Annotated in this window: 20 protein-coding genes and 7 tRNA genes; 20 read left to right on the forward strand and 7 right to left on the reverse strand. The window is 68.0% G+C overall.

Features of this window, described 5'->3' with window-relative positions:
- Positions 1-115 precede the first annotated feature (115 nt).
- A complete protein-coding gene (locus DOE79_RS00635; protein ID WP_245977050.1) occupies positions 116-1,267 on the forward strand; it encodes an alpha/beta hydrolase family protein in 1,152 nt (383 codons plus the stop codon).
- Positions 1,268-1,329: 62 nt separating this feature from the next.
- On the opposite strand, the gene DOE79_RS00640 is transcribed toward DOE79_RS00635, so the two are convergent.
- Both DOE79_RS00640 and DOE79_RS00645 read right to left on the reverse strand, forming a co-directional pair.
- A complete protein-coding gene (locus DOE79_RS00640) occupies positions 1,330-1,776 on the reverse strand; it encodes a SufE family protein (RefSeq protein WP_120336858.1) in 447 nt (148 codons plus the stop codon).
- A 43-nt stretch (positions 1,777-1,819) separates the two neighbouring features.
- Positions 1,820-2,722: a sulfurtransferase gene (locus DOE79_RS00645; protein ID WP_120336859.1), complete on the reverse strand. Its 903-nt coding sequence runs from the start codon at positions 2,720-2,722 to the stop codon at positions 1,820-1,822.
- Between the two features lie 253 nt (positions 2,723-2,975).
- Here DOE79_RS00645 and zapE point away from each other — a divergent pair, with 253 nt between their 5' ends.
- From zapE to DOE79_RS00680, 7 genes are all read left to right on the forward strand, one after another.
- Positions 2,976-4,022, forward strand: a complete 1,047-nt coding sequence (gene zapE / locus DOE79_RS00650) for a cell division protein ZapE (protein ID WP_120336860.1) — start codon at positions 2,976-2,978, stop codon at positions 4,020-4,022.
- A 300-nt stretch (positions 4,023-4,322) separates the two neighbouring features.
- Entirely contained in the window at positions 4,323-5,543 is a 1,221-nt protein-coding gene (locus tag DOE79_RS00655; protein ID WP_066595753.1) for an ammonium transporter, read from the forward strand.
- A 460-nt stretch (positions 5,544-6,003) separates the two neighbouring features.
- Positions 6,004-8,730 (forward strand): helix-turn-helix transcriptional regulator, encoded by a 2,727-nt coding sequence (locus tag DOE79_RS00660; RefSeq protein ID WP_120336861.1) that lies wholly within the window; start codon positions 6,004-6,006, stop codon positions 8,728-8,730.
- Between the two features lie 82 nt (positions 8,731-8,812).
- Complete coding sequence (locus DOE79_RS00665) at positions 8,813-9,235, forward strand: DUF6325 family protein (RefSeq protein WP_120336862.1); 423 nt, start codon at positions 8,813-8,815, stop codon at positions 9,233-9,235.
- 57 nt (positions 9,236-9,292) lie between these two features.
- Positions 9,293-9,610 (forward strand): SHOCT domain-containing protein, encoded by a 318-nt coding sequence (locus tag DOE79_RS00670; RefSeq protein WP_245977051.1) that lies wholly within the window; start codon positions 9,293-9,295, stop codon positions 9,608-9,610.
- A 124-nt stretch (positions 9,611-9,734) separates the two neighbouring features.
- Positions 9,735-11,180, forward strand: coding sequence for a flotillin family protein (locus tag DOE79_RS00675; protein ID WP_162942559.1), 1,446 nt, complete (start codon positions 9,735-9,737; stop codon positions 11,178-11,180).
- 39 nt (positions 11,181-11,219) lie between these two features.
- Positions 11,220-11,963: a YqjF family protein gene (locus DOE79_RS00680; RefSeq protein ID WP_245977052.1), complete on the forward strand. Its 744-nt coding sequence runs from the start codon at positions 11,220-11,222 to the stop codon at positions 11,961-11,963.
- 33 nt (positions 11,964-11,996) lie between these two features.
- On the opposite strand, the gene DOE79_RS00685 is transcribed toward DOE79_RS00680, so the two are convergent.
- From DOE79_RS00685 to DOE79_RS00695, 3 genes are all read right to left on the reverse strand, one after another.
- The gene (locus DOE79_RS00685) at positions 11,997-12,662 is read right to left on the reverse strand and encodes a class I SAM-dependent methyltransferase (protein ID WP_120336866.1); all 666 of its coding nucleotides are present in this window, start codon (positions 12,660-12,662) and stop codon (positions 11,997-11,999) included.
- The gene (locus DOE79_RS00690; protein WP_120336867.1) at positions 12,659-13,897 is read right to left on the reverse strand and encodes an NAD(P)/FAD-dependent oxidoreductase; all 1,239 of its coding nucleotides are present in this window, start codon (positions 13,895-13,897) and stop codon (positions 12,659-12,661) included. The genes DOE79_RS00685 and DOE79_RS00690 overlap by 4 nt, the downstream gene beginning before the upstream one ends.
- A 123-nt stretch (positions 13,898-14,020) precedes the next feature.
- Positions 14,021-14,311 (reverse strand): antibiotic biosynthesis monooxygenase family protein, encoded by a 291-nt coding sequence (locus DOE79_RS00695; RefSeq protein ID WP_120336868.1) that lies wholly within the window; start codon positions 14,309-14,311, stop codon positions 14,021-14,023.
- Between the two features lie 179 nt (positions 14,312-14,490).
- Between DOE79_RS00695 and glpX the strand changes: the two genes are divergently transcribed.
- The gene (gene glpX, locus DOE79_RS00700) at positions 14,491-15,381 is read left to right on the forward strand and encodes a class II fructose-bisphosphatase (protein WP_120336869.1); all 891 of its coding nucleotides are present in this window, start codon (positions 14,491-14,493) and stop codon (positions 15,379-15,381) included.
- Between the two features lie 91 nt (positions 15,382-15,472).
- Here glpX and DOE79_RS00705 read toward each other — a convergent pair.
- A tRNA-Val gene (locus DOE79_RS00705) sits at positions 15,473-15,545 on the reverse strand.
- A gap of 159 nt (positions 15,546-15,704) precedes the next feature.
- Between DOE79_RS00705 and DOE79_RS00710 the strand changes: the two genes are divergently transcribed.
- From DOE79_RS00710 to DOE79_RS00735, 6 genes are all read left to right on the forward strand, one after another.
- Positions 15,705-15,776, forward strand: a tRNA-Gly gene (locus tag DOE79_RS00710).
- An 83-nt stretch (positions 15,777-15,859) separates the two neighbouring features.
- Positions 15,860-15,933, forward strand: a tRNA-Cys gene (locus DOE79_RS00715).
- A gap of 37 nt (positions 15,934-15,970) precedes the next feature.
- Positions 15,971-16,042 (forward strand) — tRNA-Val (locus tag DOE79_RS00720).
- A 181-nt stretch (positions 16,043-16,223) separates the two neighbouring features.
- Positions 16,224-16,295: transfer RNA gene (locus DOE79_RS00725), tRNA-Gly, on the forward strand.
- 56 nt (positions 16,296-16,351) lie between these two features.
- Positions 16,352-16,425: transfer RNA gene (locus tag DOE79_RS00730), tRNA-Cys, on the forward strand.
- A 25-nt stretch (positions 16,426-16,450) separates the two neighbouring features.
- Positions 16,451-16,522, forward strand: a tRNA-Val gene (locus DOE79_RS00735).
- A 144-nt stretch (positions 16,523-16,666) separates the two neighbouring features.
- On the opposite strand, the gene DOE79_RS00740 is transcribed toward DOE79_RS00735, so the two are convergent.
- Entirely contained in the window at positions 16,667-17,311 is a 645-nt protein-coding gene (locus DOE79_RS00740) for a hypothetical protein (RefSeq protein ID WP_120336870.1), read from the reverse strand.
- Between the two features lie 259 nt (positions 17,312-17,570).
- Here DOE79_RS00740 and DOE79_RS00745 point away from each other — a divergent pair, with 259 nt between their 5' ends.
- The 5 genes from DOE79_RS00745 to pdxS all read left to right on the forward strand — a co-directional run bounded on the left by DOE79_RS00745 (position 17,571) and on the right by pdxS (position 22,603).
- Positions 17,571-18,215, forward strand: a complete 645-nt coding sequence (locus tag DOE79_RS00745) for an RNA polymerase sigma factor (protein ID WP_220094270.1) — start codon at positions 17,571-17,573, stop codon at positions 18,213-18,215.
- Positions 18,202-18,807, forward strand: coding sequence for a hypothetical protein (locus tag DOE79_RS00750; protein WP_120336871.1), 606 nt, complete (start codon positions 18,202-18,204; stop codon positions 18,805-18,807). The genes DOE79_RS00745 and DOE79_RS00750 overlap by 14 nt, the downstream gene beginning before the upstream one ends.
- A 145-nt stretch (positions 18,808-18,952) precedes the next feature.
- Positions 18,953-20,986 carry a threonine--tRNA ligase gene (gene thrS, locus DOE79_RS00755; RefSeq protein WP_120336872.1) on the forward strand — a complete coding sequence of 678 codons (2,034 nt, stop codon included), beginning with the start codon at positions 18,953-18,955 and terminating at the stop codon, positions 20,984-20,986.
- Positions 20,987-20,988: 2 nt separating this feature from the next.
- Positions 20,989-21,609: an HIT family protein gene (locus DOE79_RS00760; protein ID WP_120336873.1), complete on the forward strand. Its 621-nt coding sequence runs from the start codon at positions 20,989-20,991 to the stop codon at positions 21,607-21,609.
- Between the two features lie 91 nt (positions 21,610-21,700).
- The gene (gene pdxS, locus DOE79_RS00765; RefSeq protein WP_120336874.1) at positions 21,701-22,603 is read left to right on the forward strand and encodes a pyridoxal 5'-phosphate synthase lyase subunit PdxS; all 903 of its coding nucleotides are present in this window, start codon (positions 21,701-21,703) and stop codon (positions 22,601-22,603) included.
- Positions 22,604-22,612: the final 9 nt, after the last annotated feature.

Consider the following 22,612-nt stretch of genomic DNA (forward strand, 5'->3'; position numbering starts at 1 on the left):
CCGCAGCATCGCAGGGACGGGCACGACGGGGAACGGCGGGACAGGACGCGGGGAATCTGGGCGACGTCCGACACGCGGGCTCGCCTCCGCCGGTCTCGTGGTCGCCGGGGGAGCCGTGGCTGTCACAGCGGCCGGCAGCCTCGCCGTTGCGGTGCTGGCCGGTGTGATGGCCCGGCGCGTAGTGACGCCGTCCTCCTCACGCGCCGACGACACCCGGGTGTTCGACGTCGACCTGGCGGCGGGCACCATCACGCTGCAGGCCACGGCAGACGCTGTGTTGCCGGGCGACTACAGCTTCTGGTTCGCGGCCGAATCGGGCCACGCAAGGCTCGGCGGCATCGTGTCCCGGACGCCCACCACCGTGACTCGGCGCATTCTGGGCGTGGACTTCGGCGACCTTGCCACCGTCCGGTCCGGACGCCTCGGCGGCTATTCCTTTCTGGGCCCCTGGGACCTCGGGCTGGACTTCACGAATGTTTCCGTGGCCACCGACCGCGGCGACGCCCCGGCCTGGCTCATCCCCGCCGCGGAACCGTCCGGGCGATGGGTGATCCAGGTGCACGGGCGTGGTGTGCGGCGGCAGGAGACCCTGCGGGCAGTGCCGGTCTTCCACGCGGCCGGGTACACGGCGCTGCTCGTGTCCTACCGCAACGACGGGGACGCGCCCGCCAGTGCCGACGGACGTTTCGGCCTGGGCGACACGGAATGGCGCGATGTCGAGGCGGCGATCGCCTTCGCCGCCGACAAGGGGGCCACTCAGATCGTGCTGATGGGCTGGTCGATGGGAGGCGCGATCGTTCTGCAGGCGGCCACCCGAGCAGCCCACGACGGCCGGCTCACCGGGATCGTGCTTGATTCTCCGGTGATCGACTGGGCGGATGTCGTGGCGTACCAGGCTCGACTGCTGCACCTGCCGCAGGTCGTGGTCAGGGGGGCACTCGTCGTGATGGGCCGGCGGTGGGGCCGCGCCGTGACCGGTCTGCACTTCCCGATCGATTTCCCGCGACTGGACTTCGTCTCCCGCGCTGCGGACCTCAATCTCCCGATCCTCATTCTGCACAGCGATGACGACGGGTACGTGCCGTCAGCCCCGTCGCGGTCCCTCGCGACGAGGCGGCCGGACATCGTGACGCTGGTGCCGTTCTCGGTCGCCAGGCACACCAAGCTCTGGAACTACGACCCCTCGGCCTGGAACACGGCCATCCTGGGGTGGTTGACCCGCCTCGGGGCGGAACATCCTGCTGTCGAGGCCGCCCACGAGGGCTGACCGGGGCGGGCCACTCCCCGACCAGGCAGCCCCACCGGGCGGCCCTGACGAGGCGGCCCCGATCAGGCTCTCGCGGCCACACGCTCCCGCAGCTGCCGTTTGGTGCGCCCGAGCATGGCCGTCATGCCGCGCAGCCGCAGCGGCGACACCGCCTGGGTGAGGCCGATCGACTGCGGGTAGTCCTCGGGGACGGCCAGGACCTCGTCGACGCTGAGGCCGTCGAGGCCCTGGGCCAGGATCGACGCGAATCCGCGCGTTGTGGGCGACTCGGCCGGCGCTGTGGCGTACAGGTGCACCGCGCCGGCCTCGTCCACTTCCACGAAGATGTAGACGGGTGACTGGCACTCCACTACCCGTTCGAACAGATCGGGGTGGTCGCGGTACCGTTCGGGAAGTTCCGGAAGCGAATTGGAGAATTCGAGCAGGAGGAGCAGCCGGTCGCTCTGTTCGAGTGCCAGGAAGTCCTCGCGGATGTCGGCCAGCGGCTCGGGAAGGTCGGTGGGAGTCATTGCACCAATTCTGCCACGCCAGGCGGGGCAACTGGCCGGGAGATCATCGAGCCTCGGGCACGGGGCCGGGGTCACTGCCCTGCACGATGGGAACCCGCACGGCACTGCCCCATTCTGTCCAGGAGCCGTCGTAGTTCCGCACATCCTCGAGGCCGAGCAGATGGGTGAGCACGAACCAGGTGTGACTGGACCGCTCTCCGATGCGGCAATACGCGATGACGGGCTCCTCACCGGTGAGGCCGGCTTCGTCGCGGTAGATGGCATCGAGTTCACCGCGCGGCTTGAACGTGGCATCGTCCGCCGCAGCCCTGGCCCAGGGCACCGAGACCGCTGAGGGGATGTGGCCGGCCCGCAGGGACCCCTCCTCGGGGTAGGCGGGAGCAGTGGTGCGTGCACCGCTGTATTCCTCCGGCGAACGCACGTCGACCAACGGGTTCCCGAAGTGTGCCAGCACGTCCTCCTTGAAGGCGCGGATCGGGGCGTCGACCCGCTCCACCACTGGGTATTCCACGGACACGGCGGACTCCCGGGCGGTCGTCACCTCTCGGTCTTCGGCGAGCCATTTCTGTCGCCCGCCGTCGAGCAGGCGAACGTCCTCGTGGCCGAAGAGGGTGAACACCCACAGCGCGTAGGCGGCCCACCAGTTGCTCTTGTCGCCGTAGATCACCACGGTGCTGTCGCGGCTGATGCCCTTCCGGCCGACCAGCGCGGCGAAGGCCGCACCGTCGATGTAGTCGCGTTCGACGGGGTCGTTGAGGTCGGTGTGCCAGTCGATCTTGACCGCACCGGGGATGTGGCCGCTCTCGTAGAGGATCACATCCTCGTCGGACTCCACGACGACCAGGCCGGGGGTGCCGAGGTGGGCCTGCAGCCACTCGGTCGAAACCAGACGTTCCGGATGCGCGTAGGCGGCGAACGCGGGGGTTGGATCGGTCGGGACGGTCATGGTTTCCTCCTGGTGGACGGGTAACGGCCGGCTGGTGCTCCGCGCCGCGCCGGTGGCGGCGCGACCCCTGCATGAGTGCATTTAGGCTGGTGGACATCCCGCGACCCGAATCTACCGGCGTCACCCGGCTCGCGCCGGGTCCGGCGCCGAAGATTACCTCGCGAGGCGTATGTCCCCAAGGTTTGCAAGGACGAAAACCCCACCGTTATTCCGCCAGGATGCCGGTTGCACAGACAGGAACCGGATGCCAGACATGGTCGACCAGACCCCGAAGAGCCCCGTTCGGTTGATCGACAGGTCGCCGTCGATCACGGGCGCAGAGATCGTCGCCGAGCTGGTGCCGCCCCCGCAGTTCGAGCACGCCTCCTTCGAGTCCTACCGCCCGGACCTCGACTACCCCTCCCAACTCGCCGCCGTCGAACGGTTGAACTCCTTCGCCGCCTGGCGGGCACGGCCGGGCGGGTTCTTCTCACGCTCCCGCCGCACCAAGGCCGAGCTTCCGGGCGTCTACCTCGACGGCGGCTTCGGCGTCGGGAAGACCCACCTTCTTGCGGCGCTCTGGCACGGAGCCCCTGGCCCCAAGTACTTCGGAACCTTCATCGAGTACACCGCGCTGGTCGGCGCGTTGGGCTACGCCGACACCGTCGCGCAACTCACCGGAGCCAAGCTCATCTGCATCGACGAGTTCGAACTCGACGACCCGGGCGACACCATGCTGATGACACGGTTGCTCGGCGAGCTCATCGCCTCGGGGACCCGCGTTGCGGCCACCTCGAACACGCCGCCGAACTCGTTGGGGGAGGGCCGTTTCGCGGCCGCGGACTTCCTGCGCGAGATTCAGGCGATGTCGGCCAACTTCGAAACCGTGCGCATCGACGGGCTCGACTACCGCCGTCGCGACGCATCGGGGCACGCGCAGACCGTGCTTCCGGAGGAACTCGATCGGATGAGCGCGGCTCTGGCCGCTCGCGGCAACCGGGTGTCCGTCGATGATTTCGGCACCCTGATGAGACACCTCAGCACCGTGCATCCGTCGAAGTACATCAAGATGATCGCCGAACTCGACGTGATCGCGCTGCGAAACGTCTACCTGCTGACCGACCAGACGGATGCCCTGCGTCTTGTCGCCTTCATCGACCGCGTCTACGACGCCGAGATCCCGGTCATCGCCAGCGGTGTTCCCCTGCACGACGTGTTCGACGCCGAGATGCTGCAGGGCGGATATCGCAAGAAGTATCAGCGGTCGCAATCGCGCATGGTGGCGCTGACCACCGGAGAGTTGCCACCGCACGCCGACTGACCGCACGCCGACTGTCCACGGGCCGGCCGTCCACGGGCCGACTGTCCGCGGGTCGCTGAGCGCAAGCGGAGCGGCGGGGCGTCACGCCCGCGCCCGTTCTGCAGGGAGGTTCGCGGCCGCTGGAAACACGTTCTTAACGTTGCGGGCGGTTGCGTAACCTGCCTGAAACACGACGGTGCGGCTCTTGAAACGTCCTGGTCGGAGACTGAGTGGCGTACCCGGGACCGATACAGCACCCAGCACGCTCGTCATGAGGCTTCGCGGTACACCCAGCTAACTCGAGAGGTGTGAGGACAATCTATGGATACGGGAAGCATTGCATGGGGGTTGACGGCAACCGCACTTGTGCTGTTCATGACTCCGGGAGTCGCGTTCTTCTACGGCGGACTGGTCAAGGCCAAGAGCGTCGTCAGCATGATGATGATGAGCTTCGGAGCCCTCGGGCTCATCAGCGTTCTGTGGATCCTCTACGGATACAACATGAGCGCCGTGGACGGGCCCACGCAGTTCGCGGGTAACCCCTTCTCGGACTTCGGTCTCGGAGCCCTCGCCACCGGCGAGACCGGCAGCACCGATCTCCTCGGCGCCACCTACGGCGCCACCTTCGCGATCATCACCGTCGCGCTGATCTCCGGTGCCGTCGCTGACCGCGCCAAGTTCGGCTCCTGGATGATCTTCGCTGGTATCTGGGCCACCCTGGTCTACTTCCCCGTCGCCGCCTGGGTCTGGGGCGGTGGCTGGATCATGAGCCTCGGCGAGACCCTCGGCCTGCCGGGAGTCATCGACTACGCCGGTGGTACCGCTGTGCACATCAACGCCGGTGCTGCTGCGCTGGCTCTCGCACTCGTCCTGGGTAAGCGAATCGGCTTCCAGAAGGGCATCACCAAGCCGCACAACGTGCCGCTGGTCCTGCTCGGCGCAGCCATCCTCTGGTTCGGCTGGTTCGGGTTCAACGCCGGCGCCGAATGGCTCAACGGCCTCGCCAACGTCGGCCTCATCGTGGTCAACACCCTCGGTGCTACCGCTGCGGCCATCCTCGGCTGGATGATCGTGGAGAAGATCAAGGACGGCAAGGCCACCTCGGTCGGCGCCGCATCCGGTGCCGTCGCCGGTCTCGTGGCGATCACCCCCGCCTGCGCCAACCTCGAACCCGGCTGGGCCCTGCTGCTCGGTGTCGTCGCCGGTGCCGTGTGCGCCATGGCCATCGAGATGAAGTTCAAGTTCGGCTTCGACGACTCCCTCGACGTTGTGGGCATCCACCTGGTCGGTGGCATCATCGGCACCCTGTACCTCGGCTTCTTCGCCATCGGCACCGGCCTCTTCGTCGGTGGGGACCTGGGCCAGCTCGCCGTGCAGGCCATCGCAGCCTTCGCCGTGTTGATTTATTCGTTCGTCATCGCGTACGTGCTGGGCCTCGCCATCGAGAAGACCCTGGGCTTCCGCATCAAGAACGAAGACGAAGTAGCGGGCATCGACACCGTCGTACACGGTGAAGAGGGTTACGCGCTGGACCGCGTCTAACCTGACTGCGGCCGACCAGGCCGTCAGGCTCACGCCTCCGGGGCGGTGAGGAAGTGTACGGGTGCGTCACGCACCCGACGCCTTCTCACCGCCCTTCGTCGTTGCCCCGGGGAGGACGAAGGGAAACGACCCCCGGGTTGCGCCCCTTGACCGTGGGCACGGGCCGCGGCATCATCACCTCACTGGCGGTGACCCGAACACCGCGAGAAGCTCCGTCAAGGTCCCGGGAATCCGGGACCTTGACGGTGCCGGTGAGTTCCACGCACTTCCCGCACATCCGCAGCGCCGCAGCCGGCGCCCCCAGGATCGAGACTCGGGCACCACCTACATCCAGGACGCAAATCGAGGGCACTTCCCGATGGATCCCGCACCCACTCCGTTACCCCGTGAGCCGTGGGGACCTCCGGGGCTCGCCTCAGAGCCGGAGTGGTACCTGCACAGGCCGCGTCTGGACGAGCTGATGGTCCGGCTTCAGGGCGCGGATGCCCGCGTTCTCCAGCTCTGGGACGCCGCAGGGTCGGGCAAGACCACCCTGCTCGCCGGCTGGGCGCGCCGGCTGACCGCCGAAGGCGCCGAGGTGCGCTGGTTGACCGGAACGGATCTCGTCGCAGATCCTGACCCGGATTCCGTGTGGACTCTGTGTGCGGCCACCCGGGCCGACCAGGCGCTCAACGAGGCGGCTCACGGCACCGCTCGGCCGGACACGGCTCTGCGCTACGTGTTCATCGATGATGTCGACCGGCCTCGGGGGCCAGCCGAGAGCGGACAGGCGCTTCCGGACGGATGGTGGCCGATGATCTCGCTGGCGCCCCCGGAGCTCCGTGTCATCGTGGCGGGCCGCAGCCGCCTCGGCACGGGTACGGCACCACTCCTGGCCGCCGGAGTGCTGCTCGACTGCCCGGAGAATATGCTCGCCTTCACCCTCGAGGAGACCATCGAATTGGCCGCGCGACGGCATCTGCGGGTGTCGACGGAGGACGCGACCGTCCTGTGGCGCAACACCGGGGGATGGGCGACGGCACTCGCCTTCGCCCTGGCCGGACAGGGACAGGACCGCGACGACACGGGCGCGATCGGGGGCGGTCCTGCCGGGGGCGGTACTGCCGGGGACGGTCCCGCCACGGATGGTGATCCCGGCTTCATCCTGACGGACGTCGATGGGGCCACTCCCGCCATCGCAGACTACGTGGCGACCGAAGTGCTGTGCGGAGTCGACGACGACGAACGAGAGGTTCTGATGCGCTCGGCCCTCTCGGCCCAGGTTCCCCTTGAGCTGGCGGTCTTGGTGACCGCCCGGAGCGATGCCGGCGATGTTCTGGCGCGGGTGGCCCGGAACACGGGGCTGGTCGTGAGGGTGCCGGACGTCTCGCACAGAAGCGGTGCGGCCAGGAGCGGTGCACGGGGGAGCGGTGCGGGCTCGGCCGATTCACCCGTCACCGGCTTGGGCGCCGGTGCGGGAGGTGCCGGCTGGGGCGGCGGGGCCGGAGAGGCCTACGGCTTCCACCCCATCCTGTTGAGCTACCTGCGGTCGGCGGCCCGCGGGCACGACGCCGATGCCGCCAACGCTCGGCACATCGTGGCCTGCCAGTGGTACTCCGCCAGATCCGACGGTGTGGGCGCGCTGGACCAGGCGTTGCAGGCACGCGACGCCACCCTCGTGGGGGAGACGCTCGACCGGTTCGGCCTGGCGCTCGTTCTGGCCGGCGACACCGAGCTGGTGGGGCGGGCACTCCGGCGCCTCGACACCCCGGTCCCGTGGACGGCGGCATTGGCACTGCGCGTGCTGTTGGACGCGCCGGCCTTCGCCGCCCGGCGGCGGGCGCACCAGCTCCTCGCTGCCGCCGGCGACACGTCCGGCTGGTCCGGGCTCAGCCCGCCGCATCGCCCGGAGTTGTGGCCCGCCGTGATCGAGATCCTGCAGGCCCTGCTGGCGACCGAACCGGCCGAGGTGGCGAGACGGTTACACGCCCTGCAGGGCCATCGGGTGGGGGAAGCGGCACGGCTCGATCTCGCGATAGATCTCCTCACCGGAATGGCTGAGGGGCGCTGCCTCGACAGACTCGGCCTCCCTGGGCCGGCGGAGGACATCCTGCGGGACGTCGCCGAAGCAGCCCGGATGGCCGGCTACGGCTGGCTCTTCCTCGTGGCGAGCGACCTGGCGGCCACGGCGGCGGCCCATGCCGGCAGGTGGCTCCAGGTGGCGATGCTGGAGAGCCAGATGGCGGACGCGCCAGCGCTGCCCGGGTCTGTCGACCAGGCCGGTAGCCGGGCCGTTCTCTACACGATGATCCGGCGGTACGAACGCTGCCAATCGCTCGACCTCGACGTCCTGGAGAAGTTGAGCGGGCATCCGCAGCTCGCCTACGATGCCGGCGTCAGCGTGCCGGCTCAGGTCCTGGTGCTGCTGAACGGTTTCGACAGCGACCCTCATTCGCGTCGCACCATGGATGCCCTGATGCTGCTGATGCGCGAAATCGGTGGCGATCATCCCCGCGCGCTGAGCCTGTGCTGTGTGTCCCTCCTCGAGGTGAGCAGCGCCCTCGACGGCCGTGCGGAAACCCACGCTGTGGTGCGGCTGGCCGAATCGGTGCTGGGTGAAGATTCCCTCGAAGCTCTCCTGCTCCGCTTCCTGGTGGTGCCGCCCTCACGGTCCGGGCATCCGGCCGAAGAGCGCTTGCGCGAGGCCGCAATCGACGAACGAACGGCCTGGCGCGGCTCGACCATCGTGAGCGCCTGGATCGCTCTCGCCCAGGTCGCGGAGGTATCGGGCCGGCATGTCGAGTCGGATGCGCGCGTGCTCAAGGCTCTGCGTCTGGCCAGTCAGTTCGGCACCGAGCGGGCGTTCCTCGCCATGGGCGGTCAGGGCACCGCGCTCATCCGGAGCCGGTTGGGCCGGCTCGGCGATCTCGATGAGTTTGCGCGCCACATCCTGCGATGCGCCGCCCGAACGCGGCCGGGCGGTGTCGGACCCGCCTCAGAGGTCGGCCGCAGCGGCCCGCACCTCACGCAGCGTGAGCGTGAGGTGCTGAGGGAGTTGCCGGTGCACCAGTCGGTGGCCGATATCGCCCGCAAACGCAACGTGAGCCCGAACACCGTCAAGACCCATCTGCGCAACATCTACCAGAAGCTCGAGGCGGCGAACCGGGCGGATGCCGTGGCGATCGCCCAGGAGCGGGGCCTGCTCTGAGCTAGATTCACCCGGATCGGGTGACTCCACTCGGTGCACCCGCGGCGACACTGCAGCCACACGACACGCGAAGGGATCTGCCATGGAGGAATACACATACGGACCGGTGGAGCTCCTCCTCATCTCGTTCGACGGGGACCGCCCGGGGCCGGCACTGCGGCAGGCGCTTCTCGACTTGATCGAGGAACGCACCATCACCCTGCTCGATCTGATCTTCGTCAACCGAACCGCTGCGGGCGAGCTACAGATCGTCGAGATGGAGGACCTGCCGGACAAGGCGCAGCTACCGGACCTCGATCTCGGCGAACTGGGCCTGGCCGGCATCGACGATGTGGAGGAGCTCGCTGCTGAGCTCGCGCCGGGCACGTCGGCCGCCGTGCTCGTTGTAGAACTCACCTGGGCCCGGCATTTCGCGTCGGTCCTTGCCGCGTCGGGGGGTGCTGTGCTGCACCAGGAACGCATCCCCGCCGCCGCGGTGAACGCCGTTCTCGAGGCCGCGCGCTGACCCGCGAACCGGCACACGGTCCACCCACACCCACACCCACACTCTGAGGAGTCGAAAATGTCCCCACGTCGGATGGGCCGCCCCGGCCTGATCGGAATGGCCGCCCGCACTGCCGTGGTCGCCGGTACGGCCACCGCCGTCAGCGGCACTGTGTCCCGCAGGCAACAAGCCAGGGCCCAGGACGCCCAGGCCCAGGCAGATGCGCAGGCGCAAGAGGCGCAGTATGCGGCCCAACAGCAGTACCAGGCCCAGCAGGCTCCGGCAGCCAATGATTCGGGCATGCTCGCCCAACTGAACCAGTTGTCGCAGCTTCACAATGCAGGTGTACTCAGCGACGACGAGTTCACGGCGGCGAAGGCGAAACTCCTGGCCTGATCCGGAAAGAAATCCGTCGAACAGCCCACGCGGGAGTGCCGGGACGCTAGCCTACTGGGAGGTTCGGGGGCCCTTCTGCCTCGCGCGCCGAGACGTTCGCTTCGCGCGGACCGGAAGGAAGCCCATGTTATTCGATCTCCTCAGCCTCCCCATCGTCGGAATCGTCCTCCTGGTCCTGGTGGTCGGAGTGGTCGTGCTGGTCTACGCCCGCACAATCTACAAGAACGCCGGCCCTGACGAGGCCCTCGTCATCACGGGGAAGAAGTCCAAGAAGACCATCGTCGACGGCGCCACCCTCGAGGAGTCCGGCCAGCGTGTCGTGCACGGCCAGGGGGTGTTCATCACCCCGTTTTTCCAGAAGGCATTCAAGATCAGCCTGCGCAGCCGCGCCATCGAGATCACCGCCGTGGCGCAGGACCGCAATGGGATCACCCTCACGGTCGAGGCCGTCGCCATCGTCAAGGTCGGGGACGACCCGACCGCCATCCGCGCCGCCGCCCAACGGTTCCTCGGCCAGGACAAGAACATCGACAACTTCGCGCAGGAGGTCCTCAGCGGATCGTTGCGGTCGTCGATCGGCGCCACCGACGTCATGACCATCATCCAGAAGCGCGATGAACTGGGTTCGTCCGTCCTGGCCACGGCGCGCGAATCCCTGGCCAACCAGGGTGTGGACGTCGACTCCTTCGAGATCAAGGGCATCACCGACGAGAACGACTACATCCGGGACCTCGGACGCGCTGAGCAGGCCAAGGTGCGCCGCCAGGCCGAGGTCGCCGAACACCAGGCCAACCGGGAAGCCCAGGAGGCGTCGATCATCGCCGAACAGGCCGTGGCCGAAGCCCAGAACACTCTGGCACTGCGCAAGGCCGCCCTGCAGCTCGACACCGACAAGGCGGCCGCAGAGGCCGCGGCGTCGAAGCCACTCGCGGAGGCCAAGGCCCAGCAGGCCATCGTGCAGGAACAGGAACTGACCGCCAAGCGCCGCGCCAGCCTGCGCAAGGCCGAGCTCGACTCCGAGGTCAACGCCGTGGCCGACGCCGACGCGTACCGCGTGCGGGTGTCCGCCAACGCGGCCGCCGAAGCCCGGGTGTCCGCCGCCAACGCAGACCGGGACAGCCGGGTTGCGTCCGCCGAGGCCATCCGCGCAGAGGGCCAGGCCAACGCCGACGCCATCCTGGCCCGTGGCTCGGCCGAGGCGGAGGCCACCCGCTTGAGCGCTCAGGCCGTCGCCGAGCAGTCCGAGGCGCTCATCCAGCTGCGTCTGGTGGAGATGCTGCCGAAGATCGCCCACGAGCTCGCGGCACCGATGGGCAACATCGACCAGCTCACGGTCATCTCGACCGACGGCGCGAGCCAGCTCAGCAAGAACGTCGCCTCGGGCTTCTCCGAGGTGGACGCCGTGCTGGCCTCCACCATGGGCGTCGGCATCAAGGACCTGCTCGGCGGCCTCATCGGCGGAACCGCAGCAGGGACGGCTCTGGCCCGGACGCGCGCGACCGAGGGCTTCCTGTCCGCGGACGAGGCTTCGGGCGTGCCCGACGCCCCTGTCGCCGCGGATGCCGTCTAACCTGACACCGTGAACGGTACGGGGATGAACGGTACGGGGATGAGCGCAGCCGGTATGGGCGAGGCCTGGCCGGTCTCCGCCGTGGCGCCCCCTCTGGCCGGCCGGGCGACGGCCAGCCAGCGGTGGTCCCACCTCGCCTTCCTGCACTGGCGGGTGGATGCCGCGGTGGTCGCGCCGCTCCTCCCTGCCGGGCTCCGGCCCGATGAGTTCGGCGGCTCGAGCTGGGTGGGTTTGATCCCGTTCGTGCTCGACCGGGCCACGGTGTTCGGCAGCCCGCCCGTGCCGTACTTCGGCAACTTCGTCGAGGTCAACGTGAGACTGTACGCCGTGGATGAGAAGGGCCGACGTGGCGTCGTCTTCGTCTCCCTCGAGGCGTCCAGGCTTGCGGCGGTGTTAGCGGCGCGTGCGCTGTTCTCGATTCCCTACATGTGGTCACGCACCCGGCTACAGGTCACGGCGGGAGACTTCCACTATTCGTCGACCCGCCACTTCGCGGCAGGCGCGCACAGCGACATCGTGATCCGGCCCACCACGACACCCGTGGTGGGCGATCCCGTCGCCGACTTCCTCACGGCCCGCTGGGCCTTGTTCACCCGCGTGCGCGGCCGCACCGTACACCTCCGCAACCACCACGAACCCTGGACGCTCTTCACGGCTGAGCTCGTCTCGCTGGACGACTCGCTGCTGGCCACGGCAGGCTTCCCGGGACTGGCCGGCAGCCGGCCGCCGGACTCCGTGCTCTATTCGCCGGGTGTCACCACCTGGTTCGGCACCCGCGGCTAGCCGGACTGTTCCGACAGCTGCGTGAAGCGCAGCTCACCGGCGCGAGGCCTTGAGCACGGCGTCGGCGACGGTGACCGCCGTGCCGACCGGGTCCTGGGTCACTCGTGGCCGCGTTTCGGCGATCTCGATCCGCCACCGACGCGTGTCCAGAGTGGCGGCGAGCTCCGGCGCGGTGAAGAACAGGTCGGGGTCGGGCATCCGGTGCACCGTGGTGTGCACCTCGGACACGTCATGGCCGACGATCAGCAACGTCCCGCCGGGCGCCACGGCGTCGGCGAGCCGAGCGAACAGGCCCGTGCGCGCCGAGGAGGGCAGGTGCATGTATTGCGCGGTCACCAGATCGAAGGAAGCGGCCGGGGGCGCCCACTCGGTGAGGTCGTGCTGGTCCCACATCAAGCGGTCGGCGATCGTGCCTCCGGTGGCCGAGTTGTGTGCGGATGCCGGATCGTCGCTGGTCTGCCTGGCGCGCTCCGCGGCTCGCGCCAGGGCGACACCGGAGAAGTCCACGCCCGTGACCTGCCACCCCCTGGAGGCCAGCCAGATGGCATCCGCACCCTCGCCGCAGCCGACATCCAGCGCTCGTCCGGCCGGCAGGGCCAGAGTCTCGGTCATCAGCACCGGGTTGGCCAGGCCGCTCCAGACCCCGTCCGTGCTGCCGTAGCGCGTGTCCCAGTACTCCTGGCCGAATTCTTCGCTCATCGGGTGAGTCCCATCTCTTCTGTCGCGACTGTTTCACGTGTGGTGCCTGACTTTGACGTCGCGCCTGAATCATCCGGCACGTCGATCGGGAGTCCGTGGCGGCGGTCGCCGAGCAGCCTCCGCGCGTTGTCGGCTTCGGCAGCAACCGAGAACGGATGCCGATAGGCCGCCACGGCGGTCTCTATCTCTTCACCGATTAGGTGCGCATTGATGGCAGCGGCCACGGAGATTCCCGCGGCGGCGGCGACCATCACCTGTGCCATGGGGTTGGTGGCGTTTCCCGCCGTCCAGAGACCGGGCACCACGCGGCCGCCGCTGCGCACCCGTCCGGTCTCGTCCGAGTCGAGGTGGGTGCCGACGCCGAGCGGATGCGCCGTGGCCTGCACCCCCAGACCGTCGAGGAACCCGGCACGGGCGTTGAGGCCCGTAGCAACGACGAGGGCCTGAATCGGTATCGAGTGCCCACTGGCCAAACGGACCCCGGTCAGGGCGTCATCGGTCACCTCCAGGGCGTCCACCGGTCCGATCGCCACCCCGATTCCGCGAGCCGCAAGCTGCTCCCACTCGGCTTCCGTCGGCCCATGATCGGTGGAGAGGTCCCCGGCGGCGTCGAGCATCTCGGTGTGGAGGAACAGGGTGACGTTGTCGCTCCACTGGCGGAACAGGAGCGCCTGGTGTACGGACCTGGGGCTGGTGCCCAGGATGCCGATGGCCTGATCCCGGACCTCCCAGCCGTGGCAGTAGGGGCAGTGCAGCACATCGATGCCCCAACGTTCGTGCAGGCCGGGCACCTCGGGCAGGGCATCGATGAGCCCGGTTGCGACCAGGAGGCGGCGCCCGGTCGCCCGGGTGCCGTCCTCGAGCACGACCTCCAGGCCGGCGTCGGTGCGCCGGGCTTCAGCGGCCCGACCGCTGAGGAACCGCGCACCATAGGACTGCGCCTCGGCGCGACCGAGGCGCACCAACTCAGCAGGGCTGAGCCCGTCCCGGGTGAGGAAGCCGTGCACGCCCTGAGCGGGTGCGTTGCGTGGTTCACCGGCATCGATGACGAGCACAGAGCGGCGGGCGCGGACCAGCACCACAGCGGCGCTGAGGCCAGCAGCGCCCCCGCCGACGATCACGACGTCGTAGACCTTCGTGTGCTCTGAACCGGCCGCCGCCGGGTCTGGCAGGGCAGGATTGGCGGCGTGGGGGGAGGTGTCGGGGGAGGCTTGTGCGCGTTCAGGTCTGGTCATAGGACCATGTTGGGATGCTGGCGAGCAGATGACAAACGGAATTGCCGATCCGGCAAGTTGACGCGAGCGTCGAGGCGTTGGAGCCGGCTGCGTGACCAGTTGTGGAGGTGGAGTGGTGTCTGGTCAGCCGATCTCCACGAAGTGCCGCACCTCGGGGAACGGCTCGTAGAACGGGTGCAGGAGCGCCTTCCAACGGGTGTACTCGGGGGACCCACGGAAGCCTTCGGTGTGGTCCTCCAGCCGGTCCCAATCCACGAGGAGCAGGAAAGACGTCGGGCACTCCACAGACCTCGACAGGCTGAGCGCCCGGAATCCGGGCATCGACTCGATGAGTGGCCGTGCTGTGCGGAATGCCAGCAGGAATTCCGCCTCGCGGCCGGCCAGTACGGGAAGCACAGCGTGTTCTCTGATCATCCGTCGAGACTAACGGCCGCCGTCAGGCCGGAGGCAGTCGCCTGAACAGAGCGTCTCCGGAACACGGCGTCTCCGGGGATCGGCGAGTAGCATCGACCGGGTGCGCCCGGCGACGGGTCGACCCCGAACCCGGCAGCGCGCCCGTCGCCGGATCCCACCGAGACGGGACACCGCTTCAGATGAACACCCCAGCAGCAGCAGCAGCAGGCGACACCAGGGCGAGCACCGTGCTCGGCGCCGACCACTACTCCGACGAACTCGTCTTCGCCGTGCGGGCGGCGACGGAGGCGGCGGCGCACGCAGCCGGGGCCTGGTTCGGACGTGGGGACAAGAACGCGGCCGATGCGGCAGCCGTCGCAGCGATGCGTGAGGTTCTCCTCCCGGCCCCCTTCGCCGGAGTCGTCGTGATCGGCGAGGGCGAAAAAGACGAAGCTCCGATGCTGGCCAATGGCGAAGAACTCGGATCCGGCCGGGGACCGGCTTGCGACATCGCCGTCGACCCGCTCGACGGCACCCGGTTGGTGCAGGAGGGCCTGCCCGGGTCGGTGAGCGTGATCGCCCTGGCCCCGCGTGGCACCCTCTTCGACCCCACTGATGTCTTCTATATGGACAAACTGATCTCCTCGGCGGCGGCGCGCGGAGTGTTGGACCTGAGAGCGAGCCCGGCAGACAACGTCGTGCGCTTGGCAGCAGCCCTGGGAAAGCCGGTGCACGACATCACCGTGGCCGTCCTCGACAAGCCGCGGCATCGAGCGCTGATCGCCGAGCTGCGGATGGTGGGCGCCTGCGTCCGGCTCGCGGGGGAGGGGGACGTGTCTACGGCGGTCACCGCGGCAACGCCCGGCAGTGACATCGACATCGTGATGGGTATCGGGGGAACACCCGAGGGCGTGCTGACGGCCTGCGCCGTCCGGGCGCTGGGCGGGTTCATGGAGGGCCGACTGGCACCCCAAGGCGACGTACAGGTGCGCACCGCGCTGGCCGCTGGCCACGACCTGACGCGGGTTCTCTCGCTCGACGACCTGGTTTCCACCGACCGAGTGCTCTTCGCATCCTCGCCGATCCGGTAGACAGCCGCTCCGGGGCGGTGGCCGTCCAGAGCCATCATGGACACAGGGCGGCTTGGGCACAAAAAAACCCCGCCGGGAGCGGGGAATTCTGTGGGCGATGCGGGACTCGAACCCACGACCTCTTCCGTGTGAAGGAAGCGCGCTACCAACTGCGCCAATCGCCCGAACCACATTCGAAACCCTCTCGACTGCGACATCTGATACTAGACCAGACCGGGTGCCCAGCGCACATCGAGAGGCCGCGACACGCGGCATTCGCTCGGTTTGAATTCGCGTCGCACTATCGGCTAGAGTCTTCAAAGCACGCAGGAATGCGAGCAGTTGCGGATGTGGCGCAGTGGTAGCGCATCACCTTGCCAAGGTGAGGGTCGCGAGTTCGAATCTCGTCATCCGCTCGAATTGAGTCGGCCGAAAGGCCGACTCTCTTTGGTAGTAACCCACGCATGATCGGGTGCTGCAGGCACGGTTTTACAAGCACGGTGGATTGGCCGAGAGGCGAGGCAGCGGCCTGCAAAGCCGTATACACGGGTTCGAATCCCGTATCCACCTCCAGCCTGAGAAGTACTGATGTCGAGTGCTTGCAGGATCTGGGCGATTGGCGCAGCGGTAGCGCGCTTCCCTGACACGGAAGAGGTCACTGGTTCGATCCCAGTATCGCCCACACAGAGTCTCATAATGAAAAGAAAACCCCCGGTAAACCCGGGGGTTTTTTGTTTTTCCCCCGTAATCACGGGGCAGAACGGCTGTTTTGGCCCCCTCCGGAAGCCCTACGACGCGTCATGTGCACACGGGCTCTCCAAGATCGGGTAGAGTCTTCCAAGCACGCAGAAATGCGCGCAGTTGCGGATGTGGCGCAGTGGTAGCGCATCACCTTGCCAAGGTGAGGGTCGCGAGTTCGAATCTCGTCATCCGCTCGAAGTTGATCGGCCGAAAGGCCGATTTTCTTTGGTGTACACGTTTGACCGAACACGGTGGATTGGCCGAGAGGCGAGGCAACGGCCTGCAAAGCCGTCTACACGGGTTCGAATCCCGTATCCACCTCCAGACCGCGAGATTTCTTAGCGGGCCTGGGCGATTGGCGCAGCGGTAGCGCGCTTCCCTGACACGGAAGAGGTCACTGGTTCGATCCCAGTATCGCCCACACTCACACCCCCGCTCGCAGCGGGGGTTTCGTGTTTAACGGCCTGCACGGTTTGTGCGATCCCAGGAGTTGTGTGCGGTCGCAGAAGTCCCGCGCGGTGGGAGCTGCGCACGCCACACCGAGGCGATCAGTAGGTCGAGGTGCTCAATGCACGCTCCAGGAACTCGCCTGATCGTTCATTCCGCCCAGCCCGCTCGCGTTGGTGGCGTACCCCGTGGAGGAGCCGGTGTAGTTCTCGTTGGCGAAGAGCGCCGTGGTGCACCCGTTGTAACTGCGGTAGGACGACGCACGGTCATTCCAGCCGAGTGAACCGAGGCTCGTGAAACCCCACCCGCACCCGCTCGAGATCGACAAGGCATACGAGCCGCCTCCGTACCCGCTGTTGTCGTAGATCACCGAGATCACGGTGGACGCGACGAGCGCCGTGCCGCCGGTGCCCGCGCCGGCGCTGGCCTGTCGCGCCGATTCCGGCAGCGACCCGGGAATGGCACCGTCGGGTGCCTTCAAGAGCACTCCGCGTTCGCGGGCCACGGCGGCGACGAGATCGACGCCCCGGTCCACACATAGGCTGGCGCCGGTGCCGAGGTCGGCCCAGCAGGAGTAGTCCGCGTTCGGCAGGCTCGCAGCGCTGGCCGGGCTCGCGGCGCCCGCGTAGGCGACCGCCAAGGCGAGTGCCACGACCGCCAGGCCTGCTTGTGCTCGCCGGCCGGCGCTCCGGGGCGAGTCGCCGCCGCGTGCCCCGGTGACGTGCCCGAACGGCCCGAAACGGGTCGCAGTGTGATTGTCCATCAGGTGCTCCTTGCCTTCAAGGCGCCCTCGGCGGGCGACGACGCGCTCACTCAACACGTCGCCGGCAGACGCCGTCAAGACATTTCGGGCGGATCGACCCGAACTGGGGTGGGACGATCATGGTGCACACTCGCGACGCTGAGACGATGGGGCGGGCCGCGGACACTACCGGTTAAGGGGCCGCGGTGTAGCGGCACACGCGGGGGATCGGCGTGACGAGAAGTGTGGCGAGAAGGAGGGGGATCAGGTGGGGGACCAGGTGAGTGAGCAGGCCGGTACCGTCGCGGACTCAGAACCGTCGCCCCACTCTGACCTGCCTGCGCCCGGGACATCGAGCTCCAGGTCCGACGTCATTCTGTTCGCGCGCGTGCAACACGGCGACCGTCGCGCGTTCCAGGAGTTGTTCCGGCGCCACCAGCGCGCCGTCTATTGGGCAGCATTCTCGGTGCTGCGTTCTCGGCCAGACTCCGAGGAGGCCCTCCAGGACGCGTTCCTGACCCTGTGGAACAAACGACTCGGTGTGGACCTTGTGGGGGAATCGGTGTTGCCCTGGCTAGTCACGACCGCCAGGTACGTCGCACTGAACCGGCGCCGCGCGGAGATACGCCGGCCACGGGACAGCCTCGACGACCGTGCCGAGCTGGCCGATCCCGCGCCCTCACCGGAGAGTGCGGCAATAGCGGACGAGGCTCGACGGCACATCCAGGAGATCATGGCTGCGCTACCGGAGGTAGACCGCCGGATCCTCGAGCTGTGCCTGCTGGACGACCTCAGTTACGGGCAGGCCGCCCACCGTCTGGGGATCACCCACGCCACCCTCCGCAACCGACTTTCCCGACTCAAAGTGCGTCTACGCGCTGAACTCACCCTGTTGAAAGGAGAACCGCACCATGCTGCCCAGTAACCTGCTCACGCCTACCGACCACGACTTTGCTCGAATCGAGGAACGGCTCCTCCAGACCATCGATGCCCAGCAGACCCACCAGATGAACCGGCATCGTGCCGTCGCGCTGGCCTCGGCGGTCGTGCTCCTCGCGGGCGGGGGAGCCACCGCCTGGGTCACACTGGCCACGCCCGAACTCCGCGCCACCTCGGCATACTGCTATTCCGCGGCGAGTACGGACTCCGCCTTCACCCAGGTCGGGACCCCCAGCGATCAGATCGCACCTGACGGCACCGTCACCCCTGTCTCACGAGAACCCGATCCGGCGGATGCGGCGTTGTCGAACTGCGCTGCCGTCTGGGCGATCGACTTCTTCGGCGGCGGACGCCCGCTCCAGGAGGCCCGGAGCGACGGCGCACTGGACGACGGCGCAGTGGACGAAGGCAGTGCCGGCGCCGACACCCGTCCGGCCTTCGCCGTGCCGCCCTTGCTGGCCTGCCTGCGCCCGGATGGCGTGCTCGCAGTCTTCCCCGCTGCCGCCACCGACCCGAATTCGAACGACCCGGACGCCTTCTGCACGGCCCTGAACCTCCAACCGCCCTACCTGCCCTGATCACCGCGAACCCGCCTGGTCGCACGTCCCCCTCGCAAATCTGGTTCCCCCGGGCGGGCGCGCGGGTATGCCTCGCACGCTCCGTCACCGCGCGCACTCCCGCCCGCTAAAGTTGAATGATTCGTAATTCAAGGGAGCTATACACGTGGTTGACGGTTTCGAGCTATTCACCGACCGATCCGTTGTCGCCATGCGCGTCAACGGTGTCCTCACGGACCTCGCCGCACAGGTGACCGCGACGGATGACGTCACCCCGGTCACCATCGATTCTCCCGACGGCCTGAGCATCCTGCGCCACTCCGCCGCTCACGTCCTCGCCCAGGCCGTGCAGACCGTCAACCCGGCGGCGCGCCTGGGCATCGGCCCGCCCGTCACCGACGGCTTCTACTACGACTTCGACGTGGCCGAGCCATTCACCCCCGAGGACATCAAGTCCCTCGAGAAGGCCATGGACCGCATCATCCGCCAGGGCCAGCGCTTCGTGCGCCGTGTCGTCACCGACGACGAGGCCCGCGCAGAGCTCGCCGCTGAGCCGTACAAGCTCGAGCTGATCGGTCTCAAGGGGGTCTCAACAAGCTCGACCACCGAGACCGGAGACAACGAGTCCGTCGAGGTGGGCGGCGCCGAGCTGACCATCTACGACAACGTCGACCCGAAGACCGGCGAAACAGTCTGGAAAGACCTCTGCCGCGGCCCGCACCTGCCGAACACCCGCATGATCGGCAACGGCTATTCGCTCACCCGGCTGGCCGCCGCCTACTGGCGCGGCTCGGAGAAGAACCCGCAGCTGCAGCGCATCTACGGCACCGCGTGGCCCACCAAGGACGAACTGCGCGCGTACCAGGCCCGCCTGGCCGAGGCTGCCAAGCGTGACCACCGCAAGCTGGGCCAGGAGCTGGACCTGTTCTCGTTCCCCGAGGAAATCGGCTCCGGGCTCGCTGTCTTCCACCCCAAGGGCGGCATCATCCGCGCCGAGATCGAGAACTACATGCGTGAGCGCCTGCTCGCCAACGGTTACGACCTCGTCAACACCCCGCACATCACCAAGGGGCACCTCTTCGAGACCAGCCAGCACCTCAACTGGTACCGCGACGGCATGTTCCCGCCCATGCACCTCGACGAAGAGGTCGACGCCGAGGGCAACGTCACCCGTCAGGGCCAGGACTACTACCTCAAGCCCATGAACTGCCCGATGCACAACCTGATCTTCAAGGCCCGGGGCCGAAGCTACCGCGAGCTCCCGTTGCGCCTGGCGGAATTCGGCACCGTCTACCGCTACGAGAAGAGCGGCACGCTGCAGGGCCTGACCCGCGTGCGGGGCCTCACCCAGGACGACGCGCACATCTATGTCACCCAGGACCAGGTCAGGGCCGAGGTCGCCAGCCAGCTCGAGTTCGTCTTCGAGACCCTCCGCGGCTACGGCCTCACCGACTTCTACCTGGAGCTGTCCACCCGCGACCCCAAGAAATCCGTCGGCACCGACGAGCAGTGGGAGGCCGCAACCGACACGCTGCGCCAGGTGGGACTGGACTCGGGTCTGGAACTGGTTGCCGACCCAGGCGGAGCGGCGTTCTACGGTCCGAAGATCTCGGTGCAGGCCCGCGACGCGATCGGCCGCACCTGGCAGCTGTCCACCGTTCAGCTCGACTTCAACCAGCCGGAGCTGTTCGGACTGGAGTACACGGCGCCCGACGGCTCCCGTCAGCAGCCCGTCATGATCCACCGTGCCCTGCTCGGATCCATCGAACGTTTCTTCGCCATCCTGCTCGAGCACTACGCGGGCGCGTTCCCGGTCTGGCTCTCGCCGGTGCAGGTCATCGGGATCCCTGTGTCCGAGCAGTACGAGGACTACCTCTGGGAGGTCCTGGCCACGCTCAAGACCGCCGGGGTGCGCGTCGAGCTCGACTCCTCGAGCGACCGGATGCAGAAGAAGATCCGCAACGCCACCCTGCAGCGGATCCCGTTCCAGCTCATCGTGGGTGAAGAGGATCGTGCCAACAACGCGGTCAGCTTCCGGTTCCGCGACGGGACCCAGGAAAATGGTGTGCCCGTCGACGACGCTGTCCGCCGGATCATCGCGTCTATCAGGACCCGTGCCCAGGTTCTCGGCGATGCCGACTTCACCGAGGCGGACGCCTCGCTCGCAGCGGTCGGCGCCACCGCCACGGAACTGGCCTGACGATGACGGAAACGTCTGATGCAGGCCCCCGGGACACTCCATGGGACCGGCTGTCCGGCAGCCCGCAGGATGCCGCCCACGGAGTCCAGGTGGAGAACTCCGGCGACTTCGCCGCGGTTCCGGATGCGTTCCAGCGCCTCTGGACGCCGCACCGGATGGTGTACATCCAGGGCGGGCAGCAGCCGCATCCCGATGACTGCCCGTTCTGCATCGCACCGTCCATGGACGACGAGAAGGCGCTCATCGTGGCGCGCGGCACGCACGCCTACGTGCTGCTGAACCTGTTCCCGTACAACAGCGGCCACTTGCTGGTATGCCCGTATCGGCATGTTGCGACGTATGACGAGGCCACGCCTGAAGAGGTCGCCGAAATCGGTAGCCTGACCCAGACGGCCATGCGGGTGCTCAAGGCCACCAGCGGCTGCGACGGGTTCAACCTCGGGATGAACCAGGGACGCATCGCCGGTGCCGGGATCGCGGAGCATCTGCACCAGCACATCGTGCCGCGGTGGGCGCTCGACTCGAACTTCTTCCCGATCATCGCCGGCACCAAGGCGATACCCCAGCTCCTGGGCGACGTGCGCCGCTCGGTCGCGGAGGGCTGGCCCGCCGGCGAGTCCTGACCCTTCACCGCTTGGGCGTCGGTTTATCAGCAGTGTCCCTCGTGCCGGCACCCGAACGGCGGCACCCCACGCAAGGAATAGAATCGAAGTTATGACTGACACCACAACTCCTGAGCAGTTCGGCTCGAGCCGCGTCAAGCGCGGACTCGCTGAGATGCTGAAGGGCGGCGTCATCATGGACGTCGTCAACGCCGATCAGGCCCGCATCGCCGAGGACGCCGGCGCCGTCGCCGTCATGGCGCTCGAGCGCGTTCCCGCCGATATCCGCTCGCAGGGTGGTGTCGCCCGCATGAGCGACCCCGACCTGATCGACAGCATCATCGCCGAGGTCTCCATCCCGGTGATGGCCAAGGCCCGCATCGGCCACTTCGTCGAAGCGCAGGTGCTGCAGGCCCTCGAGGTCGACTACATCGACGAGTCCGAAGTGCTCAGCCCGGCCGACTACGTCAACCACATCGACAAGTGGAACTTCACGGTTCCGTTCGTCTGCGGTGCGACGAACCTGGGTGAGGCGCTCCGCCGCATCACCGAGGGCGCCGCGATGATCCGCTCCAAGGGCGAGGCCGGCACCGGCGACGTGTCGGAGGCCACCAAGCACATCCGCACCATCAAGGGCGAGATCGCCCGGCTGTCCTCGCTCACCAAGGACGAGCTGTACGTGGCCGCCAAGGAGCTGCAGGCGCCGTACGAACTGGTCGCCGAGATCGCCTCGACCGGCAAGCTGCCCGTCGTGCTCTTCACCGCGGGCGGCGTGGCCACCCCGGCCGACGCGGCCATGATGATGCAGCTCGGCGCCGACGGCGTCTTCGTGGGTTCGGGCATCTTCAAGTCCGGCAACCCGCAGGAGCGCGCCAACGCGATCGTCAAGGCCGTCGCGTTCTACGACGACGCCAAGATCATCGCGGATGTCTCCCGCGGCCTCGGCGAAGCGATGGTCGGCATCAACGTGGCCGACCTCCCCGCACCGCACCGCCTCTCCGAGCGCGGCTGGTAACACCAGCTT

The sequence above is a fragment of the Cryobacterium soli genome, assembly GCF_003611035.1.
Lineage (GTDB): Bacteria > Actinomycetota > Actinomycetes > Actinomycetales > Microbacteriaceae > Cryobacterium > Cryobacterium soli.